The sequence below is a fragment of the Cytobacillus oceanisediminis genome (assembly GCF_022811925.1).
GTDB lineage: Bacteria > Bacillota > Bacilli > Bacillales > Cytobacillaceae > Cytobacillus > Cytobacillus oceanisediminis_D.
This window is the reverse complement of record NZ_CP065511.1, coordinates 2,540,826-2,557,609: the sequence shown is the minus strand read 5'-3', so window position 1 is coordinate 2,557,609 and position 16,784 is coordinate 2,540,826. Positions and strand designations below refer to the sequence as shown.

The following is a 16,784-nucleotide window of genomic DNA, read 5'->3' as shown; positions in this document are numbered from 1 at the left end:
TTCGTGTCTCAGGATGAACAGTAACCATGAATAAGGAGTGACCTTTCATGTCGATGATTGAAAAGGATCTTGGGTCGGGCCTCCCGCCTGCCTCTAATGCGAACCTCTTAGAACGGCTCTTTAAGCTTTCCGCAAGGAACACAAATGTAAAGACAGAAATACTGGCAGGCATCACTTCGTTTATGACAATGAGTTATATCATCTTTGTCAACCCGATTATCTTAGCTGACGCAGGAATACCAAAAGAAGCCGCATTGGCTGCAACTATTTACGCAAGTGTCTTCTGTACTCTTCTAATGGCACTGTGGGCAAATTTCCCAGTAGCGGTTGCCCCGGGGATGGGGCTGAATGCCTTTTTTGCCTATACTGTCGTCCTTGGCCAGGGTCTTTCCTGGCAAACAGCCCTTGGAGCTGTATTTATATCGGGTATTGTGTTTTTAATTTTGACAGTTACGGGAGTCCGCCAAAAAATCGTAGATGGTGTCCCGGATGTTTTAAAGTCAGCTATAGGTGTTGGAATAGGTTTATTTATTGCTTTTATTGGCTTAAAAAATGCAGAACTTGTAGTCGCAAATGAAGCTACATTTGTCGGCTTAGGAAGCATAACAAGCCAAGGCCCGCTTCTTGCCCTTTTTGGACTAATTATTGCCGCCCTCCTCATGGCAAAAAAAGTAAAAGGCGCGCTTCTTATTAGTATATTGGGTACAAGTGCGCTGGCCATGATTGTTGGCTTTATTGCATATCCAAAGGCCGTAAGTGATATCGTATCCCTCAGTCTCCCAAGCATGTCTGAGACGTTTTTAGCTATGGATATTATGGGAGCAGTAAAATATGGCATCATCTCAGTCATTTTCTCCTTTACTATTGTAGAATTATTTGACAATTTAGCTACCCTCATCGGATTATCAAGAAAAGCTGGCCTCACTGATGAAAATGGAAAAATCGAAAATCTGGATCGTGCACTTCAGGCAGATGCAGTTGGCACGATGGCAAGTGCAGCTTTTGGAAGCACTGCCTTAAACGCTTATGTGGAAAACGCAACTGGAATCTCAGAAGGCGGCCGCACTGGCTTAACTGCTTTAACTGTAGCAGTTCTATTTTTTCTGTCGCTCATTTTTGCTCCGCTCATTTATTTCATACCGTCTGTAGCCACAGCACCTATTCTGATCCTCGTTGGTGCCTTAATGCTCAGTGAAATAAAACATATAAGCTTCGATGACTTCACTGATGTTATTCCCGTCTTTTTAACAATTGTTCTTATGCCTTTAACTTTCAGCATCGCCCAGGGGTTAGCATTCGGCTTTATCTCTTACACATTGCTTAAGCTTCTAACAGGCAAGAATCATCAAATTCACTGGATCATGTATTTTGTCAGTGCTGCCTTTATCATTAATTTCATTATGGGCGGACATTAATCTGATGACTGCATTTTTAAGAAAAGCGAGGAGTTTATATGAAGCTTACCATTGAAACTTTACGAAAAAGAATTGACGTGGCAGCCAAAAGGACTCCTGCCGATCTGGTTATTAAGAACGGGAAGGTTATAAATGTATTTACACGTGAAATCATCGAGGAAGATATTGCAATCACTGATGGATTCATAGCTGGTTTAGGAAGCTATGAAGGGAAGGAAATGATTGATGCTGGGGGCAGCTATATAGCCCCCGGATTCATTGATGGGCATGTCCATATTGAGTCAGCGATGGTTACCCCTGCTGAGTTCAGCAATGTTGTCCTCCCGCATGGAGTAACGACTGTCATTGCAGACCCTCACGAAATAGCCAATGTCAGCGGAACAGATGGAATAGATTTCATGCTGGAATCTTCAGAAGAGATCCCGCTTGATGTGTTTTTTATGCTTCCATCCTGTGTGCCTGCAACTCCATTTGAAAATGCCGGCGCTTTCCTCAGTTACAAGGATCTTGAAAAATATTACGGTCACCCGAGAGTGCTCGGTCTTGGCGAAGTAATGGATTACCCTGCTGTTATGAACAATGATGCAGAAATGCTAAAAAAACTGGAAGACGCACATAGCAAAGGAAAATGCATCGATGGGCATGCAGCAGGACTTAATGCAGATGAAATTAATATATACATGGCTGCCGGCATTAGAACGGACCATGAATGCATAAACCCTGAAGAAGCACTGGACCGAATGCGCAAAGGGATGTATGTTATGCTGAGGGAAGGGTCTGCGGCAAGGGACTTATTAGCACTTCTCAAATCTGTCAGTGAACAAAACGCACGGCGCTGTTTATTCGTGACAGATGACAAGCATCTGGATGACCTGATCAATGAAGGCAGCATTGACCATAATGTCAGAATGGCCATTAAGGAAGGGATGGATCCTATCCTTGCCGTTCAAATCGCTACGCTGAATGCAGCAGAGTGCTTCGGCCTGAAAAATAAAGGGGCTATTGCTCCCGGTTATGAAGCCGACCTGGTTTTTATTAGTGATCTTAGGAATGTCAAGATTGAGAAAGTAATGAAGAGCGGAATACTTGCTGCAGAAAACGGGATCATTAAAGATTCAATCCCGGACAGCGTCGAACCTGCACCTGCCATCTTGGACAGTGTCAAAATCGGCAGCCTAAAGGGTGAAGATTTAAGCATAAACATTGGAACTAGTGATGCCAATATTATTGGCATTATACCGAACAGCATTGTGACCAGGCACCTGGTGGAAAAGGCTGATTCACTTAATGGCTATTTCCAGCCTAATCCTGATAAAGATTATTTAAAATTGGCTGTGGTGGAGCGGCATAATCTCACCGGAAGCATCGGGCTTGGCATAATTAAGGGACTGGGGATTACAAGAGGAGGCATTGCCTCAACGGTTGCCCACGATTCCCATAATATTGTGGCAGCTGGCACCTCTGATGAAGATTTACTGGCGGCCATTAAGCAGACGGCATCAATGAAAGGCGGACTGGCTGTTGTACAGGATGGAAAAATCCTTGCGGAACTGCCCCTGCCTATTGCGGGGCTCATGAGTGATCGGGATTCTTCATTTATTTTTGGACGTTTGTCTGAATTGAATCATGCACTTCGAACAGTCGGATGCAGCATGGAATTCAACCCGTTTTTGACGCTTTCATTTTTAGCGCTTCCAGTAATACCTGAGCTCAAATTAACTGATAGAGGATTATTTTCCGTCAGCTCCTTTAGCCACATTAAAGTAGAAGCGTAAAAAAATAAGGCCGGGATATTCTCCGGCCTTATTTCATTTCTTAGTAACTTCCTTCTTTTTTAATGATAGTGCTGCCCAAGCTGTTTCATCTGCAAAGTACCTGCTCCAGCTTGCCACACCGGCCAAATTATATTTCTTAGCCAATTCAGCCCGTTTTGTTAATGATATTTCATCTTCAAGCCACACTTTGTATGTGATTTTATCTTTTTCTGAAAAATGCTCAGCATAATTTTGCCCGCTTTCCCGATCATATGCTGGAGTAACTTTATTTTGACTGAGCCATTCTTTCACTTTGCTCATAGAAAGTGCTTTAGAAGAAACATCCCCGTTTGAATTTTGTTCCCATAATCTAGTATACAATGGCACTCCCAATATTAATTTTTCATTAGGAACAAACTCCAGCAGATGTTTCAGGTTTTCTTCCACCCACGGCAGGCTCGCTACGCTTCCTGCAACCTGCGAGCTTCCCCAATGCTCATCATAAGCCATGACAACCAAATAATCTGCTATACCGGCAAGCTTATCTCTTTCATAAAAAGCTGACCAATTACCGCTAGATGAAATAAATGTGATATCCATCGACACGACTAAACCTGCTTCATGAAAATACGGAGTAGCTTCCCTCACAAACTGCGTTATTAAAGGCCCATCCTCCGGGTTAACATTTTCAATGTCAAGATTGACCCCGTTTAATTCATACAATTGACTGAAATGCAGAAGCTGTCGAATCATATTCTGCCTTGTTTCAAAAGAACCAAATGCTTCATGTGTTAAAACAGGGTCAAATGCATTTGAAAACAAGCCCCATATTTGGTATCCCTGTTTTCTTGCCCACATTGAATAATCTTTCGATCCTAGGTTTTTGATGGAACCTTTTCCGTCCGCAAGCTCAAACCATGTTGGCGAAATGACATTAACGCCCGGCATCTTCGGAATTTTAGATGTATTGGGGTTTTTTGTATATACAGCTTCCCAGGTCAAATGTATAGGACCTTCCACTTCTGGCACTGTATTAATTGATTCATCAAGGGAAATAGCAATCTGTTTGCTCACACCCTTTTTTATGTATTGTTTCTTCAAATATCCAGCTGTACCGTCTTCTTTTCTAATAAAATAGTAGTCTCCCTTTTCTTGTTCTATTAAAACATTCTCGTTTGGAGACACTGAAGCCGTATATGGGGATTCCAGGCTGTCTTTCGTCCGCAGCCGAAGCAATTCTTCATGAATATCTTTTTCCTTCACCTTACCGGAAACAATTGACTCCCCATTCTTTTGAACCCATATTGCACCTGTATCAGAGAGAAGTGAATAAGTAATTGGATAGAGAGCCAATAGCGGCTCGATCGCCAAATATCTGTCTTTTCCTATCTGTTTAGCTACTGTAAAATCCAGTTTCATAGACTTCTCATTCACATAATAGCTCAAAGATTCAGATGGCAACTGTACAACTTTATTTTTTGTAGCGATAATGATGGATTGTGAATGTTCATCAAAAATAATGGCTTCATCGACAAACTCCTGCAAAAACGTTAAGGGCAGGTAGATCGTTTCACCTTCTATATAAGCATTGCCCACCTGTTTGCCCATAAACAAAATCGGATGATCTCCTTTAAAGTAAGATACCTTTTCCTTAGAGGCAAAAGGATATAAAAACACGAATATGCTTGATGTTATCAGTGTAAAAGCAAACAAAAGCCCCGCAAAAATAAGTTTTTTAGCGGGAGGCTTTTGTGGATTTGTTTCAATTTTATACATTCCTTTTCCTCCCTTAAATCCATCGTATCGAAATAATCAGAAAATGGGAAGAAAATTTAGAATGTCTTCAACTTATTTCCACCCCTCCTATATTAACGGAATTAATATAGGAAAGGTTTCAAGTTTTTATCAGTATGTTGTAAAGTGAGTAAGCTTCTGCAGTCTGTATGTAAAATACTTTACCACAGGCATTTTTTCATTGGATGGATAGTTATTCGTATAAATTGCACCGTTATTATTCCAAAGCTTATTAAAGTAGCTGTCGACATCCTTCATAACCTGGGAATGGGCAGGAGCGCTTATTTTTACATTTGTCTCCAGGTTTAAATCATCAAGATTTCTCTTTGTAAAATTTGCTGAACCAGCTATGATCATACTATTTTCTTTGCCGGTTACATACATGATTTTCGAATGGTATTGTTCAAAACCCGTATTGTACCATCTGATTTTTATGTTTTCATGGCCTAATTTGTCTAATTCAGCTGCCACAGGTATATTAGGCAGCCCAATTTTTTCAGAGCCGAAGGCGTTCTGATTTGGATCCAGGATCATTTTTACTTTTACTCCCCTGTCGGCTGCTTCTTTTAGTGCATCAACCACTTTTCTGTCAGCAAGATAAAACATGCCAAGCCAGATGGTTTCACCTTTCCCAACTTTATTGATTTCTTTAATAATGTGTTTATAGATCTTGCCTTCAGTCAGCACCTGGGCCTTAACCGTGCCAGTTTTATTACTGTCTTCAGGCTTAAAATCTGTCAGTTTGCCTGATGCTGAATAATCGACCACCGCCTGCTCGGTTTTTACGAGGTCAGCTAAGATTGGCCCTTTTACTTCAAACGCGATATTTGAATGAAATCCGCTGGCATTGTGGGGATTTCCAGATGTTACAATCCCTGTTTTCTCCGTTACAAAAACTTTCCGGTGATTTGCTTTAATATTCATGAGATCGAGATAGGACCGAAATGTCACTTCAGGAGCATTTTCTGCAAGCGGATTGGGAAGCCAGCCTTCACCTCCCTGGCCAAACCATTGTAAAAAAACACGCCAAAATGCCGAATAGATAGGATTAGAATCTCTTAAAGGAACTAATGAGGTATAAACTACATTTATACCATTCTCTTTCAGTTTCTTGAATTCTGGTACATCATGTGATCCATATGTGCTGTTAATCCGATCTGTGATCACCGTAATATCCATATTGGGGTGGCTATGCTTTTGTTCGATGAGCTCATCAGTTATTTTACCGCTAATATCCGGATATTCTTTATCACCATCATTAAAACCATTGAATAAAAACATATCCAGCACTATAAAATCCTCTGCCTCACCAATGGCTTCTAATATCCGCTTAAAAATCTGCTGATCACTTTCTCTTCTGCCGCTATCTTTTTCAAAAGTTAAATCGTATAAGAACTTAATATCTTCTACAGTGTAAACTTCCCCCTCGAAAGAAAGGCCTTTTGGCAATGGTTTATTGGATTGATAGATGATGGTTGCTGCCAATACCAGCACAAGGCTCAAAATGGGTATCCATACCGTTTTTCTATTTAACTTTCCCAGAACCTTTTTCACCAGGACTCCCCCTACCCGTTAGACTGCGATAACTATATATAGACCATTTTTGACTATTGTAAACTCATCTATGCGCTTTCAAGCAAAATAAAAGGCGAAGGCCAGCGCCTTCGCCTTGAATGATATATATTTTTTTAGCCTACAAGCTTTACTAGCATATGAGATAGTTTGTGCTTTTCTTCCTCAGTTCCTACCTTCCACAGTTCCTGCAGAAGCTTTTCTTCACGGTTTCTTGGCTCTTCTTTGGAAGCCAGATAATCGCCTACCTTTTGTGCTGTGTTCGCAAGCTGTTCCTCATCCATGCCCATTTTCTGTCCCATGGAAACCTTTCCGCTTAAATATTCTTTAAAACCGTCAAAGCTTGAAAGAATTTCATCTTTCTTTTCGCTTCCCATATTACTGAGCTTTTCCTCTACATTGCCTGCTTGTCCATTTACGTTATTCATATTCTGTTCCATGCTGAATCTCTCCTTTATATGGATTTGATTACTGTGACAGTCTACTAATACCCGCTGGCAAACATATCAAACGCAAGCCAGAGAGTTTGAAAAACCTCCCTGAAATAAATTGGACAACTTTTTATTTGCACATGGTATGCAGGTTTGCTCACATGGTACAATATACTAACATAGAAAGTATGAAGGAGAGTTTTTATGATTTATGGAATTATCATTATTTTAGCTTACTTACTTGGCTCCATTCCTTCTGGTTTAATTGTAGGGAAACTTTTTTATGGAGTGGATATCCGTGAGCATGGCAGCGGAAATTTAGGCGGTACCAATACTTTCCGGACTCTTGGAGTTAAGGCCGGCATGATTGTGACCATAGCTGATATCTTAAAAGGCACCCTGGCTGCATCCCTGCCCTTTTTCTTCGGATCGGACATGCATCATCTAGTTGCAGGAGTTTTTGCAGTTATTGGGCACATGTATCCGCTGTTTGCCGGCTTTCGCGGAGGAAAAGCAGTCGCTACATCAGGCGGTGTGCTTCTAGCCTATGTACCCTTAATGTTTCTTATCATATTGGGTGTTTTCTTTTTAAGCCTTTACATAACAAAGTACGTGTCCTTGTCCTCTATTCTGGCAGCAGCAGCCTCCATTATTTACGCACTTATTCTAGGGGACATACCACTGATTATAGTTGTTTCAATTCTGGGATTCTTTGTTATTTACAGGCATAGAGCAAATATTAAAAGAATCAGGGACAAAACCGAGCCCAAAATAAAATGGCTTGGCTGAAAAAACAGCCAGCAACCGCAAAGCAGCAGACTTGTTATCTGCTGTTTTTTATTTAATTCGAATTATTTTCTGATATTTCAGTATAGTTTATTTGAATAAAGTGTTAAAGTGATATTATACTAATCACAAAGACCTAGAAGCTTAATATCAAAAAATTTTTCAGCAAACAAATTTTTATACATAAAAAAACATAAATTGCTATCTTTCGCCATACATTAGTTTAGGCTAGAATTTCAGCCAAAAACGTTAAAGTTAGGATGAATTATTGAATGGAAAAAGAACAAGAGAAGTACTTAAAAAAAACAGCGGAAGAGATTAAAGAAACCGAAATGACATCTGATTACTCTGCAGATTTTGGACAACTTGCTACGGGTATTGCACATGAGATTAGAAATCCGCTGACAACAGTGAAAGGATTTTTTCAGCTCTTGAAGCCTTATTTAATTGAGATCGGCAAAGAACAGTACGCTGAAATTGCCATTGAAGAGATAAATCGGGCAAATGATATGATTTATGACTTTTTGAATGCATCCAAACCTGCTCAAAACAAAAAAACGGAAATTGATTTAAACAAATTGATTCAGGAAATGAAAATCTTATTTGAAAACGAGGCTAACATTCAAAATATAAACCTTACAGTAAGCCTTTGCTCTGGAAACCCCCTCTTCTATGGTGATTCGAAGCAGATTAAGCAGGTGCTGATCAACATTATTAGGAATGCACTTGAAGCCTGTGAAGAAGCTCATGCCACAGAAGGGAAGGTCTGTCTTATTGTTAAATCAATCAGCCAGAAAACGCAAATCATTATTGAGGATAATGGACCCGGAATGACAGAAGAAACCTTAAACCAATTATTTGTGCCATTTTATACAACAAAAGAAAAAGGAACTGGCATCGGCCTATCAATATGCCGGAAGATAATAGAAGAACATGGTGGCACAATTAACGTCCACTCCAATTTTTCACATGGCACCGTTTTTGAAATTGAACTACCTTCACCCTTTAGATGACGCTGTTAATACAAGTGGATATGCCATTTATCAATATATCAAATAATGAAATTTACAAACCAGCAAAAAAAATGATGAAAATTGTAAAAATTCATATTAAAATTAGACTATTAATATATTTTGAGCTTTATATTAAGGGGATAATTTTATGAAACTCACCAAAGCCTTCCTGCTATCCGCATTTTTCTGTACCACATTATTAATTGGCTCGGGTCTGCTCATTTATAAAACACACACTGAAAATAAGGCTGAGGCAGCTGAAGCAAAACCAGTTCAATTGCATATGCAAAACAGAGAAACCACCGCGGTTAATAAAATGCTTATAGAGAAGGCAACATTGGGAGCAATTGGCGACATACTTATTCATGACAGGGTATATAATGTTGCAAAAACTAAAACAGGCTATGATTTCAAGCCAATGTTCGAACAGGCAAAAACGCTTTTAAAAACTCCCGATATCCTGCTTGCCAATCAAGAGACTATTTTGGGAGGTCCGGAAATAGGAATTTCCAGTTACCCTATGTTCAATAGCCCTCAGGAGGTTGGAGACGCCCTCATTGAGGCTGGTGTTGACATTGTTTCAACTGCCAATAACCATTCACTCGATAAGGGAGAAAAAGGTTTGAAAACATCCCTGGATTATCTGGATCAGATAGGACTGCCACATGTGGGAACGAACAGAACACCCAGTGAACAGCAAACCTTGAAGGTAATAAACAAAAACGGAATTAAAGTTGCTTATCTTTCTTACACATATGGTACAAACGGAATACCCGTTCCGGCAGGAAAAGATTATCTCGTTAACCTCATTGATAGAACAGCAATGAAAGAGGAAATTAACCGGGCAAAAGATGAAGCTGACGTAGTAGTTATGAGTATGCATTGGGGAAATGAATACCAGCTTCAGCCCACAGAAGAACAAAAGGAACTGGCAGAGGTCCTCGCAAATCATGGTGTGGACATTATTTTCGGACACCATCCACATGTCCTGCAGCCAATGGAATGGATTGACAGGAAAGACGGACGGAAATCTCTTGTTGTATACTCTTTAGGCAATTTTTTATCCGGGCAGATTGGTGATTACAAGGACATAGGCGGTATTGCAACTGTGGAGATTACGAAATATATTGATCAAAACGGGGTCGATATTGAACTTTCCAATCCGGGGTTCATCCCGACATACGTCAGTAATAAACAGCTAAAAAAATATCGGGTCGTACCGTTGAAGGATGCTGCTGGCTATGGCCTTCCCAATGCAGAGTCCAAATACAACGAAATTATGGCACATATGCTAGATCATGTTCAGTAAAGCGCTTTTTGGCGCTTTTTTTGTGTAAAAAATGGTAATATATGATGTAGGCAAAGGAGGTATGATCATGAAAACCGCTTATGTTAATAAGTCTTTTTCTTATTTGCAATTAAGTATATTCTCAGCTGCAATATTGCTTTTTCAATACAAACTTTTTGCTTTCGCTTTCATGCTTTCTTTTGGACTTATCATTTTCTTACTATTCACTTCAAAGCAGGAGCGTGTTTTTCCCTGGATCATTGCAGGGTATTTAACAGGCAGTCTACTGTTTCTTTATGGAGATAAACTGCTTGATGCACTGCCCTTTCAACACTATATCTTAATGATATTCAATCGGGTTCTTCTGTTAATTCCTATCCTGCTGCTTGTCTATATTTCTATCAAATTTAATAAAACTGCCATCCCCTTATTGCGCAAACCGGATTGGAATTCCCAAATATTTTTCCCATTCATATGGAGCGGCTTCCATTCATTAAAAATAAAACACTTTCTTGTGATTGCTATCATGATTAATTTTGCTTCATTTGCCTATTCCATTTTTTCAGCTGAAAACTCCTTTACCAGGGACTTTTTTACATTCATGATTGGCTTCTCCATCATTAATGGAATGATGGAAGAGCTTTTATGGAGAGGAATCATCTTATCTAGAATGTCAGAGCTTTCAGGCGAAAAGGCAGCCGTTCTTTTTTCTGGGCTGGCGTTTGGATTTTCTCATATGATGCTTGGCTACTCTTTTGTCCTATGTCTGCTGTTTGCTGTTGGCGGGATATTTTATGCGGCTATTACTGTTAGGTCCAGAAGTATTTTCCCTGCTGTCATATGGCACATGGCCATGAACGTATTTATGATTTTAAGCGGTTTAATCCCTTTCCCAGGATGAATAAATATTGATTCACTCCATCATTAAAAGTATTGGTACAGACATTTTATTCGCGCACAGGGAAAAACTAGCCTATAATATGACTATCACCCAGGAGGAGGAATTTCAAATGAACATACATATTGAAGATCAGGCTGCCCAATGGTATCAGGAGGAAATGTTCTTGAATAAGGGTGACTTCGTCCGCTTTTTTGCAAGATATGGCGGCTGCAGTACTGTCCAGCAAGGATTTTCATTAGGAGTCTCTAATGAACACCCGCATAACGCAGGAGTGCAGACTGAAAAAAACGGAATTACTTACTTTATTGAAGAAAAGGACTTATGGTACTTTGATAATCATGATTTATTCGTGACATTTAATGCAAAAGCACAGGAACCTGAATTCAAATATAACAATGGGTAAAAGAAGCAGATCCGGCCTGCTTCTTTTTTCAAAAGATAAGAATAAATTTTGAAGTTAGATAACTGTCTAGCTCCAGGCGCCATCGGCTCGAGGTCATAAGCCGATAGGCGGGCGCCTGGAGCTTTTCTTATAGCAGCCGTTCCAGCTGCTCCCAGAGCTTCTCCTTTTCAAGGATTTCTTTCTGCCTGGCACCAATCAAATCATAGTGTGAGTATCCATCATTCCGATAATCAATCCACTCAGGCTTAAGGCCATGTGTTTCTCCCCATTTTATCAATTTCTTCAGATCCGAACACCCGACCTTTGTGACCGTTTTACAGCCAGGGAAGCGATCATCTATCCAATAATGGGTTAAAAAAGCAATTTCTCCACGATCTATTTTCATCTTCCATTCTTGAAGATCTTTTCTGCGAAGACCGAATGCCATATATTTTCTCCATCCTTTAAGCAGCAAGCAAAATTATTTGATTGCACTTTCAGGCTGCCTTTTAGCTTCTTCATATGCTTCATGCCAATCAGGATATTTCTTTTTAATTGAGATCGGACGGAAATTATCCTTTTTGACGCAAACATGCTTGGACAAGCCTGTTACTGCAAGATCTCCTTCATCATTGTATATTTCATATCCATAGCTGACGCGAAACCCGTCATACTCTTCAATCCAGGTTTTTATCGTTGCGGTTTGACCGTAGCGCAATGGTTTTTTGTAGGAAGCCAGGATATCCAGAACAGGCGAAATGATGCCATCCTTCTCCATTTCAGCATAACTGAACCCCAGATCTTTTATGATCTGTGTCCGGCCAAGCTCCATCCATACGAGATAATTGGCGTGATACACGACTCCCATTTGATCTGTTTCTGCATACCTTACTTCTATTTCTTTTGTAGAAATGAGCATACTTATTCCCCTTTGCTTATCTTATTTAAAGCGATCTCGAAATCTTCTTTTTCCAAAATGCTAACCTGCTCAATATCCTCATCAATTGCTGATACAATTCTCATTGCCTGTGCCTGAATAGCCTCATCCGCAAGGTTGGCGGCAAAACGTCCATTCCCATTTATTTCGACCTTTGATAAAGTGCGGTTAAGGTAGTCCCCCGCTTCTTCCGTAAGCGTATATTCATATTGTCCAGCATACGAAATGATAATTTCCAAGAGCTCTGCCGTTGAATAATCTTTAAAATGAAAGAACTTTTTAAATCGGGACTTTAACCCGGGATTACTTGACATTAGCTTCTCCATTTCATTTGGGTAACCCGCTAAAACAACGACAAGATTTTCATTATGTTTTGTCATTTCATCCACTAATGTATCGATGACTTCTTTTCCGAAATCTCCTGATGTCTGGGAAAGAAGTGAATAGGCCTCATCGATGAATAGGACACCGCCTAACGCCTCTCTTATCTTTTTCTTTGTTTTAATGGCGGTTTGGCCTACATAACCAGCTACAAAATCAGCACGGCTCGCAACCATTAAATGTCCTCGTTTAAGAAAACCACATTCCTTCAGCAATTCTGCATAAATCTTGGCTACAGTCGTTTTCCCTGTCCCCGGATTCCCCGTAAATACTGAATGCAGCTGAATAGGGACTACAGGCAGCCCTTTTTCACGGCGCAGCTGCTGCATCTTAACAAATGACACTAAGTTATGAACTTCTGTTTTGACTGTTTCAAGCCCGATTAACTGGGCAAGCTGCTCTTGTGGATTCAATAGCTTTTCTTCTTCTTCACTTTCAAAATCTTCTTTTTCCAAGAGTGTATATGCCATGATGTTTTCGTCCTTTTCAGCTTGGGAGCCTTTTCTAAAAATGGCATCAAGAACAATGTTTCTGACAGTCCTGGCATTTCCGAACGTATCATCAACCCGCTCTTTTTCAATTCGTTTGCCCAGTTCCTGCTTTGCTCCTTCCGTAAGGACATAATCATTATCCGCAGACAGCTTTTCAGCAATCTGGAGAAGCTCCTCATTAGAATAATCAGGCAGTGCAATAAAGTTCGACTCTGGGAAACGGCTGCGAAGGCCAGGATTACTGTCCAGAAATTGTCTCATCTCTTCTGGATAACCGGCCATGATAACCGCAAATTTTCCTCCATATTCAGTCCCGGTCATCAGCGATACAAGAGTATCAATGGCTGTTTGTCCATAGTCACTGCCGGTCTGTCCCTCACGCTTTAAGCTGTACGCCTCATCAATGAACAGCACTCCACCGATTGCCTTTTCAACGGCCGCTCTGACATTTTCCTCTGTTTGCCCGACAAATCCGCCAACCAGCTGTGACCGATCTGCTTCGATTACTTCTTCCCGCGGCAATACCCCAAGGCTATGATAAATCTTTGCCAAAAGCCGGGCGATAGTTGTTTTGCCTGTACCTGGATTGCCAGTTAGAATCATATTGAGGCTGAGTTCATCTTTCGTTTGAAAACCAAGTGACTTTCGTTCGTTTTGATATTTTAAAAAACGGTAAAAGTCATGAACTCTGCTTTTGACCGAGTGCAGGCCAATCATTTCATTAAGTTCATCCAGGGGATCTTTTGGTAAATCAGACTCTTCTTCCTCTGATTCAAATATCTCTTTCCATTCATTTTTAAGTCTGTTGATGGCATTTAAGTGCTTTTTCATATCGGTGTAATAGGTTGAAGTATGAAATACACCGGATATAGATTGCTCATATTCTTCAGAAGCTTTTAAAAGAAAAGCTGTTTCCTCAATAGCTTTTTCTAGTATTTCAGTCAGCTTCCGATATTCCACATCCTCATAGGTATGCTGCTTTTTCTGCAGTTCTTCTAACTCATCATCTGATTTGTTGATAAAGCTTCTGCAAATTTCAATGAATTGCTCAGCTGTTTTCTTTTTTGCTGCCCTGTTATCGGTTTCCCGAATCGGCGGGAAAGTCAGGGTTTCAAGAAGATTGCCTTTATTTTTCCATTCGGATTTTCCTATTTGGGCTGCCGCCATAGTATTGCCAGTGTCCAGTTCAACAGCTTTCTGCAGCCATGCACTGGCAAGAGTATCATCGGTATACTTGCTTAACCGGGAAATAGCAGCAATGGTCAGTAATTCCGAAAGCAGCCCGGGATCTTCCTTTTCTTTGATATTTTTAATAACATTGAGCAATTCTGCTTCATTTTGTATGTATCCGTATTGATCAAGCTCATTTTTCCAATGATAAGCCCGACCCTCTGCCGGTTTTGCCTGTCTTTTCTGCTGTGTCATTGATTATCACTTCTTCTTCTTAGTTTCCACAACTTATCTTACCATATTTCTGTAATTATCTATAAGGATGCGCTTCTTATCATGATCTTCCAATAGGAAAAGACCTAATCACACTGGATTAGGTCTTTTTAGGATGTTAAAAATTATGGTTCTCGTTGTTCTCGTTGGCATTGCCGTTCTGCTGTGCCTGATACTCGTCCTTTATTTCAGAACGGAATGAAGCAAGGCTTTCCCTGCGGCGTTCATTTTTTGCTTCAATCCTGGCAAGATCCTCTGCATTTGCATACTTCATTGATTCTTCAGCTTCGTCCATATTCTCGATAGTATGAACGATCATGGATTGAAGCTTTTCGACGTTATCGCTGCGGTCATCTGGATTTGGTCTGTTATGTGACATAGTTTGTTCCTCCCTTTATTAGGTGATGGTACAAAATTAGTTTGTGAAAGAACAAGAAAAATATTGGCGGAAATGTGTGGGCAGCTTGCCGGAAGGTATGCCTGAGTTTTAAAACAAAAAACCTGCCGTAAATGGAATGGCAGGTTAATTATAATTATTCGCCTTTAGTTTGTATTACTTGAGGATGCTGTCCGGATTTGTCCTGCATTTTCTTGCCTTTATTGCCGCCAAATCCGCGTGATTGTGTCCCAATATGGTTCGGATTAAAATGATTGGGGTGTCTCTTTGGATTACTCATTGATATCCCTCCTCATTTTAAGTATGTTCTGTTGAAGAGGGTTTGATGAATGGCAAGTTATTCTATTCGGCCTTATTAAGACGTTTAAGCTCAAGGCGTTCTTCGATTTTTTCCATTGCATCTTGATCTTTAAGCAGCTGGCGTTTATTTTCTGAAACTAATTCAGCAAAGGAGCGTTTTCTAGGCTTTCTCATAAATCATTCACCTTCCTTTAATAACATTGTAACAGTCATTATCTCCAGAAACTCTTTAAATTATTACAACTTTTCGAAAATTTAATCCGCATATACCCAAAATACGTGAAAAAAGTACATATGGTTCGTTATTATTGATGAAATATTCAGAAAAAACTCCTCTCATCTAAATTTCCTTTTTTATGGCGGCGTAAACCTATACATAAAAAAACATCTGCTCTCTGCAGATGTTTTTTTACATTTCATCTATATACTGATTCATAATCTCCAGGGACATCGCACTTAAATATTTATTCCGGATAATTCCTTCTTCATCAATAAAAAAAGTGGTAGGAATCGTTATTATTTGATAAGCATTGGATGCTTTTTCATTCACATCAAGCAGAATTGGAAAATTCACGCGCATTTCTTCTGCAAAGCCAGCAACATCAGAATGAGAATCGATGTTCACTGCCAAAATAACAACTTCATTTCCCTTTTGAGTATAGAATTTTTGGATATCAGGCATTTCAGCTTTACATGGAGGACACCATGTTGCCCAAAAGTTGAGCATGACTTTCTTTCCTTTATAATCTGAGAGCTTTACTGTTTCCCCCTGAAGGTTTTTCAATTCAAAATCTGGGGCTTTCAAGCCTATTCCTAAACCAGTCTGATTAACGGGATGACTCTCGACTTCATCTTTTTCAACTGCCTGCACCACAAAAATTGCGGTAGTTATTATTAATAACACAGCAGCTGCAAACATTTTTTTGAACATGCTGTATTCCCTCCCGGCTATTAAGGCCTTTTTGCTTCCTTGATTGTATTTTAACCTAGAAAAGCAAAATTAATAAGGTTCTGAACAGCCAAAAAGACAGCATAAATGTGACAGATCCGTAAACAATTCCATAAAACCACTTTTTGAGCGGATATTTATTTTTTTTTATTTCTATTACTATATATATAAGAGCCAAAAAAGCCCCTAAGATGAATCCTTTGCTTCCACCTGAGAAATATAAAATCCCTAGAGGACTGCTTAGAATATTTTCTGTTTGAAAGAGAATTGAACTAAACTTATAAGTAAAAAAGCCAATGAGCATTGAATTTATTATGACATTCAGAAAGATTTTTTTATATTCCCCGTGGTCTCTTAATGCTTTTGCAATAGTAAAATAAGCAACAATACCTGAGAGCAGGATTAAAACCCATTCATACTTCACTAATAAAGGTCCAATCAAAAAAGCACCCAATGTCAGCCCCCCAAAGTTCATATACAGTAAAGATACCTCAACCCGTATATTTTGTAAATAAAAAACCGCTATGTGAACAAGCACATAGCGGGAGTT

Annotated in this window: 18 protein-coding genes; 7 read left to right on the top strand and 11 right to left on the bottom strand. The window is 39.7% G+C overall.

Going from position 1 to position 16,784, the window contains the following annotated elements:
- Window positions 1-47: 47 nt before the first annotated feature.
- Complete coding sequence (locus tag IRB79_RS12950) at window positions 48-1,415, top strand: NCS2 family permease (RefSeq protein WP_243508910.1); 1,368 nt, start codon at window positions 48-50, stop codon at window positions 1,413-1,415.
- 38 nt (window positions 1,416-1,453) lie between these two features.
- On the top strand, window positions 1,454-3,190 hold the full coding sequence (ade, locus tag IRB79_RS12945) for an adenine deaminase (protein WP_243508908.1): 1,737 nt from the start codon (window positions 1,454-1,456) through the stop codon (window positions 3,188-3,190).
- A 33-nt stretch (window positions 3,191-3,223) separates the two neighbouring features.
- Here ade and IRB79_RS12940 read toward each other — a convergent pair whose 3' ends face one another.
- The 3 genes from IRB79_RS12940 to IRB79_RS12930 all read right to left on the bottom strand — a co-directional run bounded on the left by IRB79_RS12940 (window position 3,224) and on the right by IRB79_RS12930 (window position 6,975).
- Window positions 3,224-4,945 carry a glycosyl hydrolase family 18 protein gene (locus IRB79_RS12940; protein WP_243508906.1) on the bottom strand — a complete coding sequence of 574 codons (1,722 nt, stop codon included), beginning with the start codon at window positions 4,943-4,945 and terminating at the stop codon, window positions 3,224-3,226.
- A gap of 129 nt (window positions 4,946-5,074) precedes the next feature.
- The gene (locus IRB79_RS12935; protein ID WP_243508905.1) at window positions 5,075-6,517 is read right to left on the bottom strand and encodes a phospholipase D family protein; all 1,443 of its coding nucleotides are present in this window, start codon (window positions 6,515-6,517) and stop codon (window positions 5,075-5,077) included.
- A gap of 134 nt (window positions 6,518-6,651) precedes the next feature.
- Window positions 6,652-6,975 (bottom strand): DUF3243 domain-containing protein, encoded by a 324-nt coding sequence (locus IRB79_RS12930; protein ID WP_243508903.1) that lies wholly within the window; start codon window positions 6,973-6,975, stop codon window positions 6,652-6,654.
- Window positions 6,976-7,170: 195 nt separating this feature from the next.
- On the opposite strand from IRB79_RS12930, the gene plsY reads away from it, so the two are divergent.
- The 5 genes from plsY to IRB79_RS12905 all read left to right on the top strand — a co-directional run bounded on the left by plsY (window position 7,171) and on the right by IRB79_RS12905 (window position 11,357).
- Complete coding sequence (plsY, locus tag IRB79_RS12925; RefSeq protein WP_243508901.1) at window positions 7,171-7,755, top strand: glycerol-3-phosphate 1-O-acyltransferase PlsY; 585 nt, start codon at window positions 7,171-7,173, stop codon at window positions 7,753-7,755.
- Between the two features lie 269 nt (window positions 7,756-8,024).
- Window positions 8,025-8,765, top strand: a complete 741-nt coding sequence (locus IRB79_RS12920; protein WP_243508900.1) for a sensor histidine kinase — start codon at window positions 8,025-8,027, stop codon at window positions 8,763-8,765.
- A 148-nt stretch (window positions 8,766-8,913) separates the two neighbouring features.
- A complete protein-coding gene (locus IRB79_RS12915; protein ID WP_243508899.1) occupies window positions 8,914-10,074 on the top strand; it encodes a CapA family protein in 1,161 nt (386 codons plus the stop codon).
- 67 nt (window positions 10,075-10,141) lie between these two features.
- Window positions 10,142-10,954: a CPBP family intramembrane glutamic endopeptidase gene (locus tag IRB79_RS12910; protein ID WP_243508897.1), complete on the top strand. Its 813-nt coding sequence runs from the start codon at window positions 10,142-10,144 to the stop codon at window positions 10,952-10,954.
- Between the two features lie 109 nt (window positions 10,955-11,063).
- Window positions 11,064-11,357, top strand: a complete 294-nt coding sequence (locus tag IRB79_RS12905; RefSeq protein WP_243508895.1) for a HesB/YadR/YfhF family protein — start codon at window positions 11,064-11,066, stop codon at window positions 11,355-11,357.
- A gap of 127 nt (window positions 11,358-11,484) precedes the next feature.
- Here the strand turns inward: IRB79_RS12905 and IRB79_RS12900 are convergent, their stop codons facing one another.
- From IRB79_RS12900 to IRB79_RS12865, 8 genes are all read right to left on the bottom strand, one after another.
- On the bottom strand, window positions 11,485-11,784 hold the full coding sequence (locus IRB79_RS12900; RefSeq protein WP_243508893.1) for a hypothetical protein: 300 nt from the start codon (window positions 11,782-11,784) through the stop codon (window positions 11,485-11,487).
- A gap of 33 nt (window positions 11,785-11,817) precedes the next feature.
- Window positions 11,818-12,255, bottom strand: coding sequence for an acyl-CoA thioesterase (locus tag IRB79_RS12895; RefSeq protein WP_243508891.1), 438 nt, complete (start codon window positions 12,253-12,255; stop codon window positions 11,818-11,820).
- Window positions 12,256-12,257: 2 nt separating this feature from the next.
- Window positions 12,258-14,570 carry an AAA family ATPase gene (locus tag IRB79_RS12890; RefSeq protein ID WP_243508889.1) on the bottom strand — a complete coding sequence of 771 codons (2,313 nt, stop codon included), beginning with the start codon at window positions 14,568-14,570 and terminating at the stop codon, window positions 12,258-12,260.
- Between the two features lie 136 nt (window positions 14,571-14,706).
- Complete coding sequence (tlp, locus tag IRB79_RS12885) at window positions 14,707-14,967, bottom strand: small acid-soluble spore protein Tlp (RefSeq protein WP_243508887.1); 261 nt, start codon at window positions 14,965-14,967, stop codon at window positions 14,707-14,709.
- Between the two features lie 154 nt (window positions 14,968-15,121).
- Complete coding sequence (locus IRB79_RS12880; protein WP_243508886.1) at window positions 15,122-15,265, bottom strand: acid-soluble spore protein N; 144 nt, start codon at window positions 15,263-15,265, stop codon at window positions 15,122-15,124.
- A gap of 62 nt (window positions 15,266-15,327) precedes the next feature.
- Window positions 15,328-15,459: an FbpB family small basic protein gene (locus IRB79_RS12875; RefSeq protein ID WP_026041570.1), complete on the bottom strand. Its 132-nt coding sequence runs from the start codon at window positions 15,457-15,459 to the stop codon at window positions 15,328-15,330.
- A gap of 235 nt (window positions 15,460-15,694) precedes the next feature.
- A complete protein-coding gene (locus tag IRB79_RS12870; protein WP_243508884.1) occupies window positions 15,695-16,216 on the bottom strand; it encodes a peroxiredoxin family protein in 522 nt (173 codons plus the stop codon).
- 55 nt (window positions 16,217-16,271) lie between these two features.
- Window positions 16,272-16,688: a hypothetical protein gene (locus tag IRB79_RS12865; RefSeq protein WP_243508882.1), complete on the bottom strand. Its 417-nt coding sequence runs from the start codon at window positions 16,686-16,688 to the stop codon at window positions 16,272-16,274.
- Window positions 16,689-16,784: the final 96 nt, after the last annotated feature.

Excerpts from the sequence above, each read along its gene's own strand:
- IRB79_RS12950 (WP_243508910.1), top strand. The coding sequence starts at position 48 with ATGTCGATGATTGAAAAGGATCTTGGGTCGGGCCTCCCGCCTGCCTCT.
- ade (WP_243508908.1), top strand. The coding sequence starts at position 1,454 with ATGAAGCTTACCATTGAAACTTTACGAAAAAGAATTGACGTGGCAGCC.
- IRB79_RS12940 (WP_243508906.1), bottom strand. The coding sequence starts at position 4,945 with ATGTATAAAATTGAAACAAATCCACAAAAGCCTCCCGCTAAAAAACTT.
- IRB79_RS12930 (WP_243508903.1), bottom strand. The coding sequence starts at position 6,975 with ATGGAACAGAATATGAATAACGTAAATGGACAAGCAGGCAATGTAGAG.
- plsY (WP_243508901.1), top strand. The coding sequence starts at position 7,171 with ATGATTTATGGAATTATCATTATTTTAGCTTACTTACTTGGCTCCATT.
- IRB79_RS12920 (WP_243508900.1), top strand. The coding sequence starts at position 8,025 with ATGGAAAAAGAACAAGAGAAGTACTTAAAAAAAACAGCGGAAGAGATT.
- IRB79_RS12915 (WP_243508899.1), top strand. The coding sequence starts at position 8,914 with ATGAAACTCACCAAAGCCTTCCTGCTATCCGCATTTTTCTGTACCACA.
- IRB79_RS12910 (WP_243508897.1), top strand. The coding sequence starts at position 10,142 with ATGAAAACCGCTTATGTTAATAAGTCTTTTTCTTATTTGCAATTAAGT.
- IRB79_RS12905 (WP_243508895.1), top strand. The coding sequence starts at position 11,064 with ATGAACATACATATTGAAGATCAGGCTGCCCAATGGTATCAGGAGGAA.
- IRB79_RS12900 (WP_243508893.1), bottom strand. The coding sequence starts at position 11,784 with ATGGCATTCGGTCTTCGCAGAAAAGATCTTCAAGAATGGAAGATGAAA.
- IRB79_RS12895 (WP_243508891.1), bottom strand. The coding sequence starts at position 12,255 with ATGCTCATTTCTACAAAAGAAATAGAAGTAAGGTATGCAGAAACAGAT.
- IRB79_RS12890 (WP_243508889.1), bottom strand. The coding sequence starts at position 14,570 with ATGACACAGCAGAAAAGACAGGCAAAACCGGCAGAGGGTCGGGCTTAT.
- tlp (WP_243508887.1), bottom strand. The coding sequence starts at position 14,967 with ATGTCACATAACAGACCAAATCCAGATGACCGCAGCGATAACGTCGAA.
- IRB79_RS12880 (WP_243508886.1), bottom strand. The coding sequence starts at position 15,265 with ATGAGTAATCCAAAGAGACACCCCAATCATTTTAATCCGAACCATATT.
- IRB79_RS12875 (WP_026041570.1), bottom strand. The coding sequence starts at position 15,459 with ATGAGAAAGCCTAGAAAACGCTCCTTTGCTGAATTAGTTTCAGAAAAT.
- IRB79_RS12870 (WP_243508884.1), bottom strand. The coding sequence starts at position 16,216 with ATGTTCAAAAAAATGTTTGCAGCTGCTGTGTTATTAATAATAACTACC.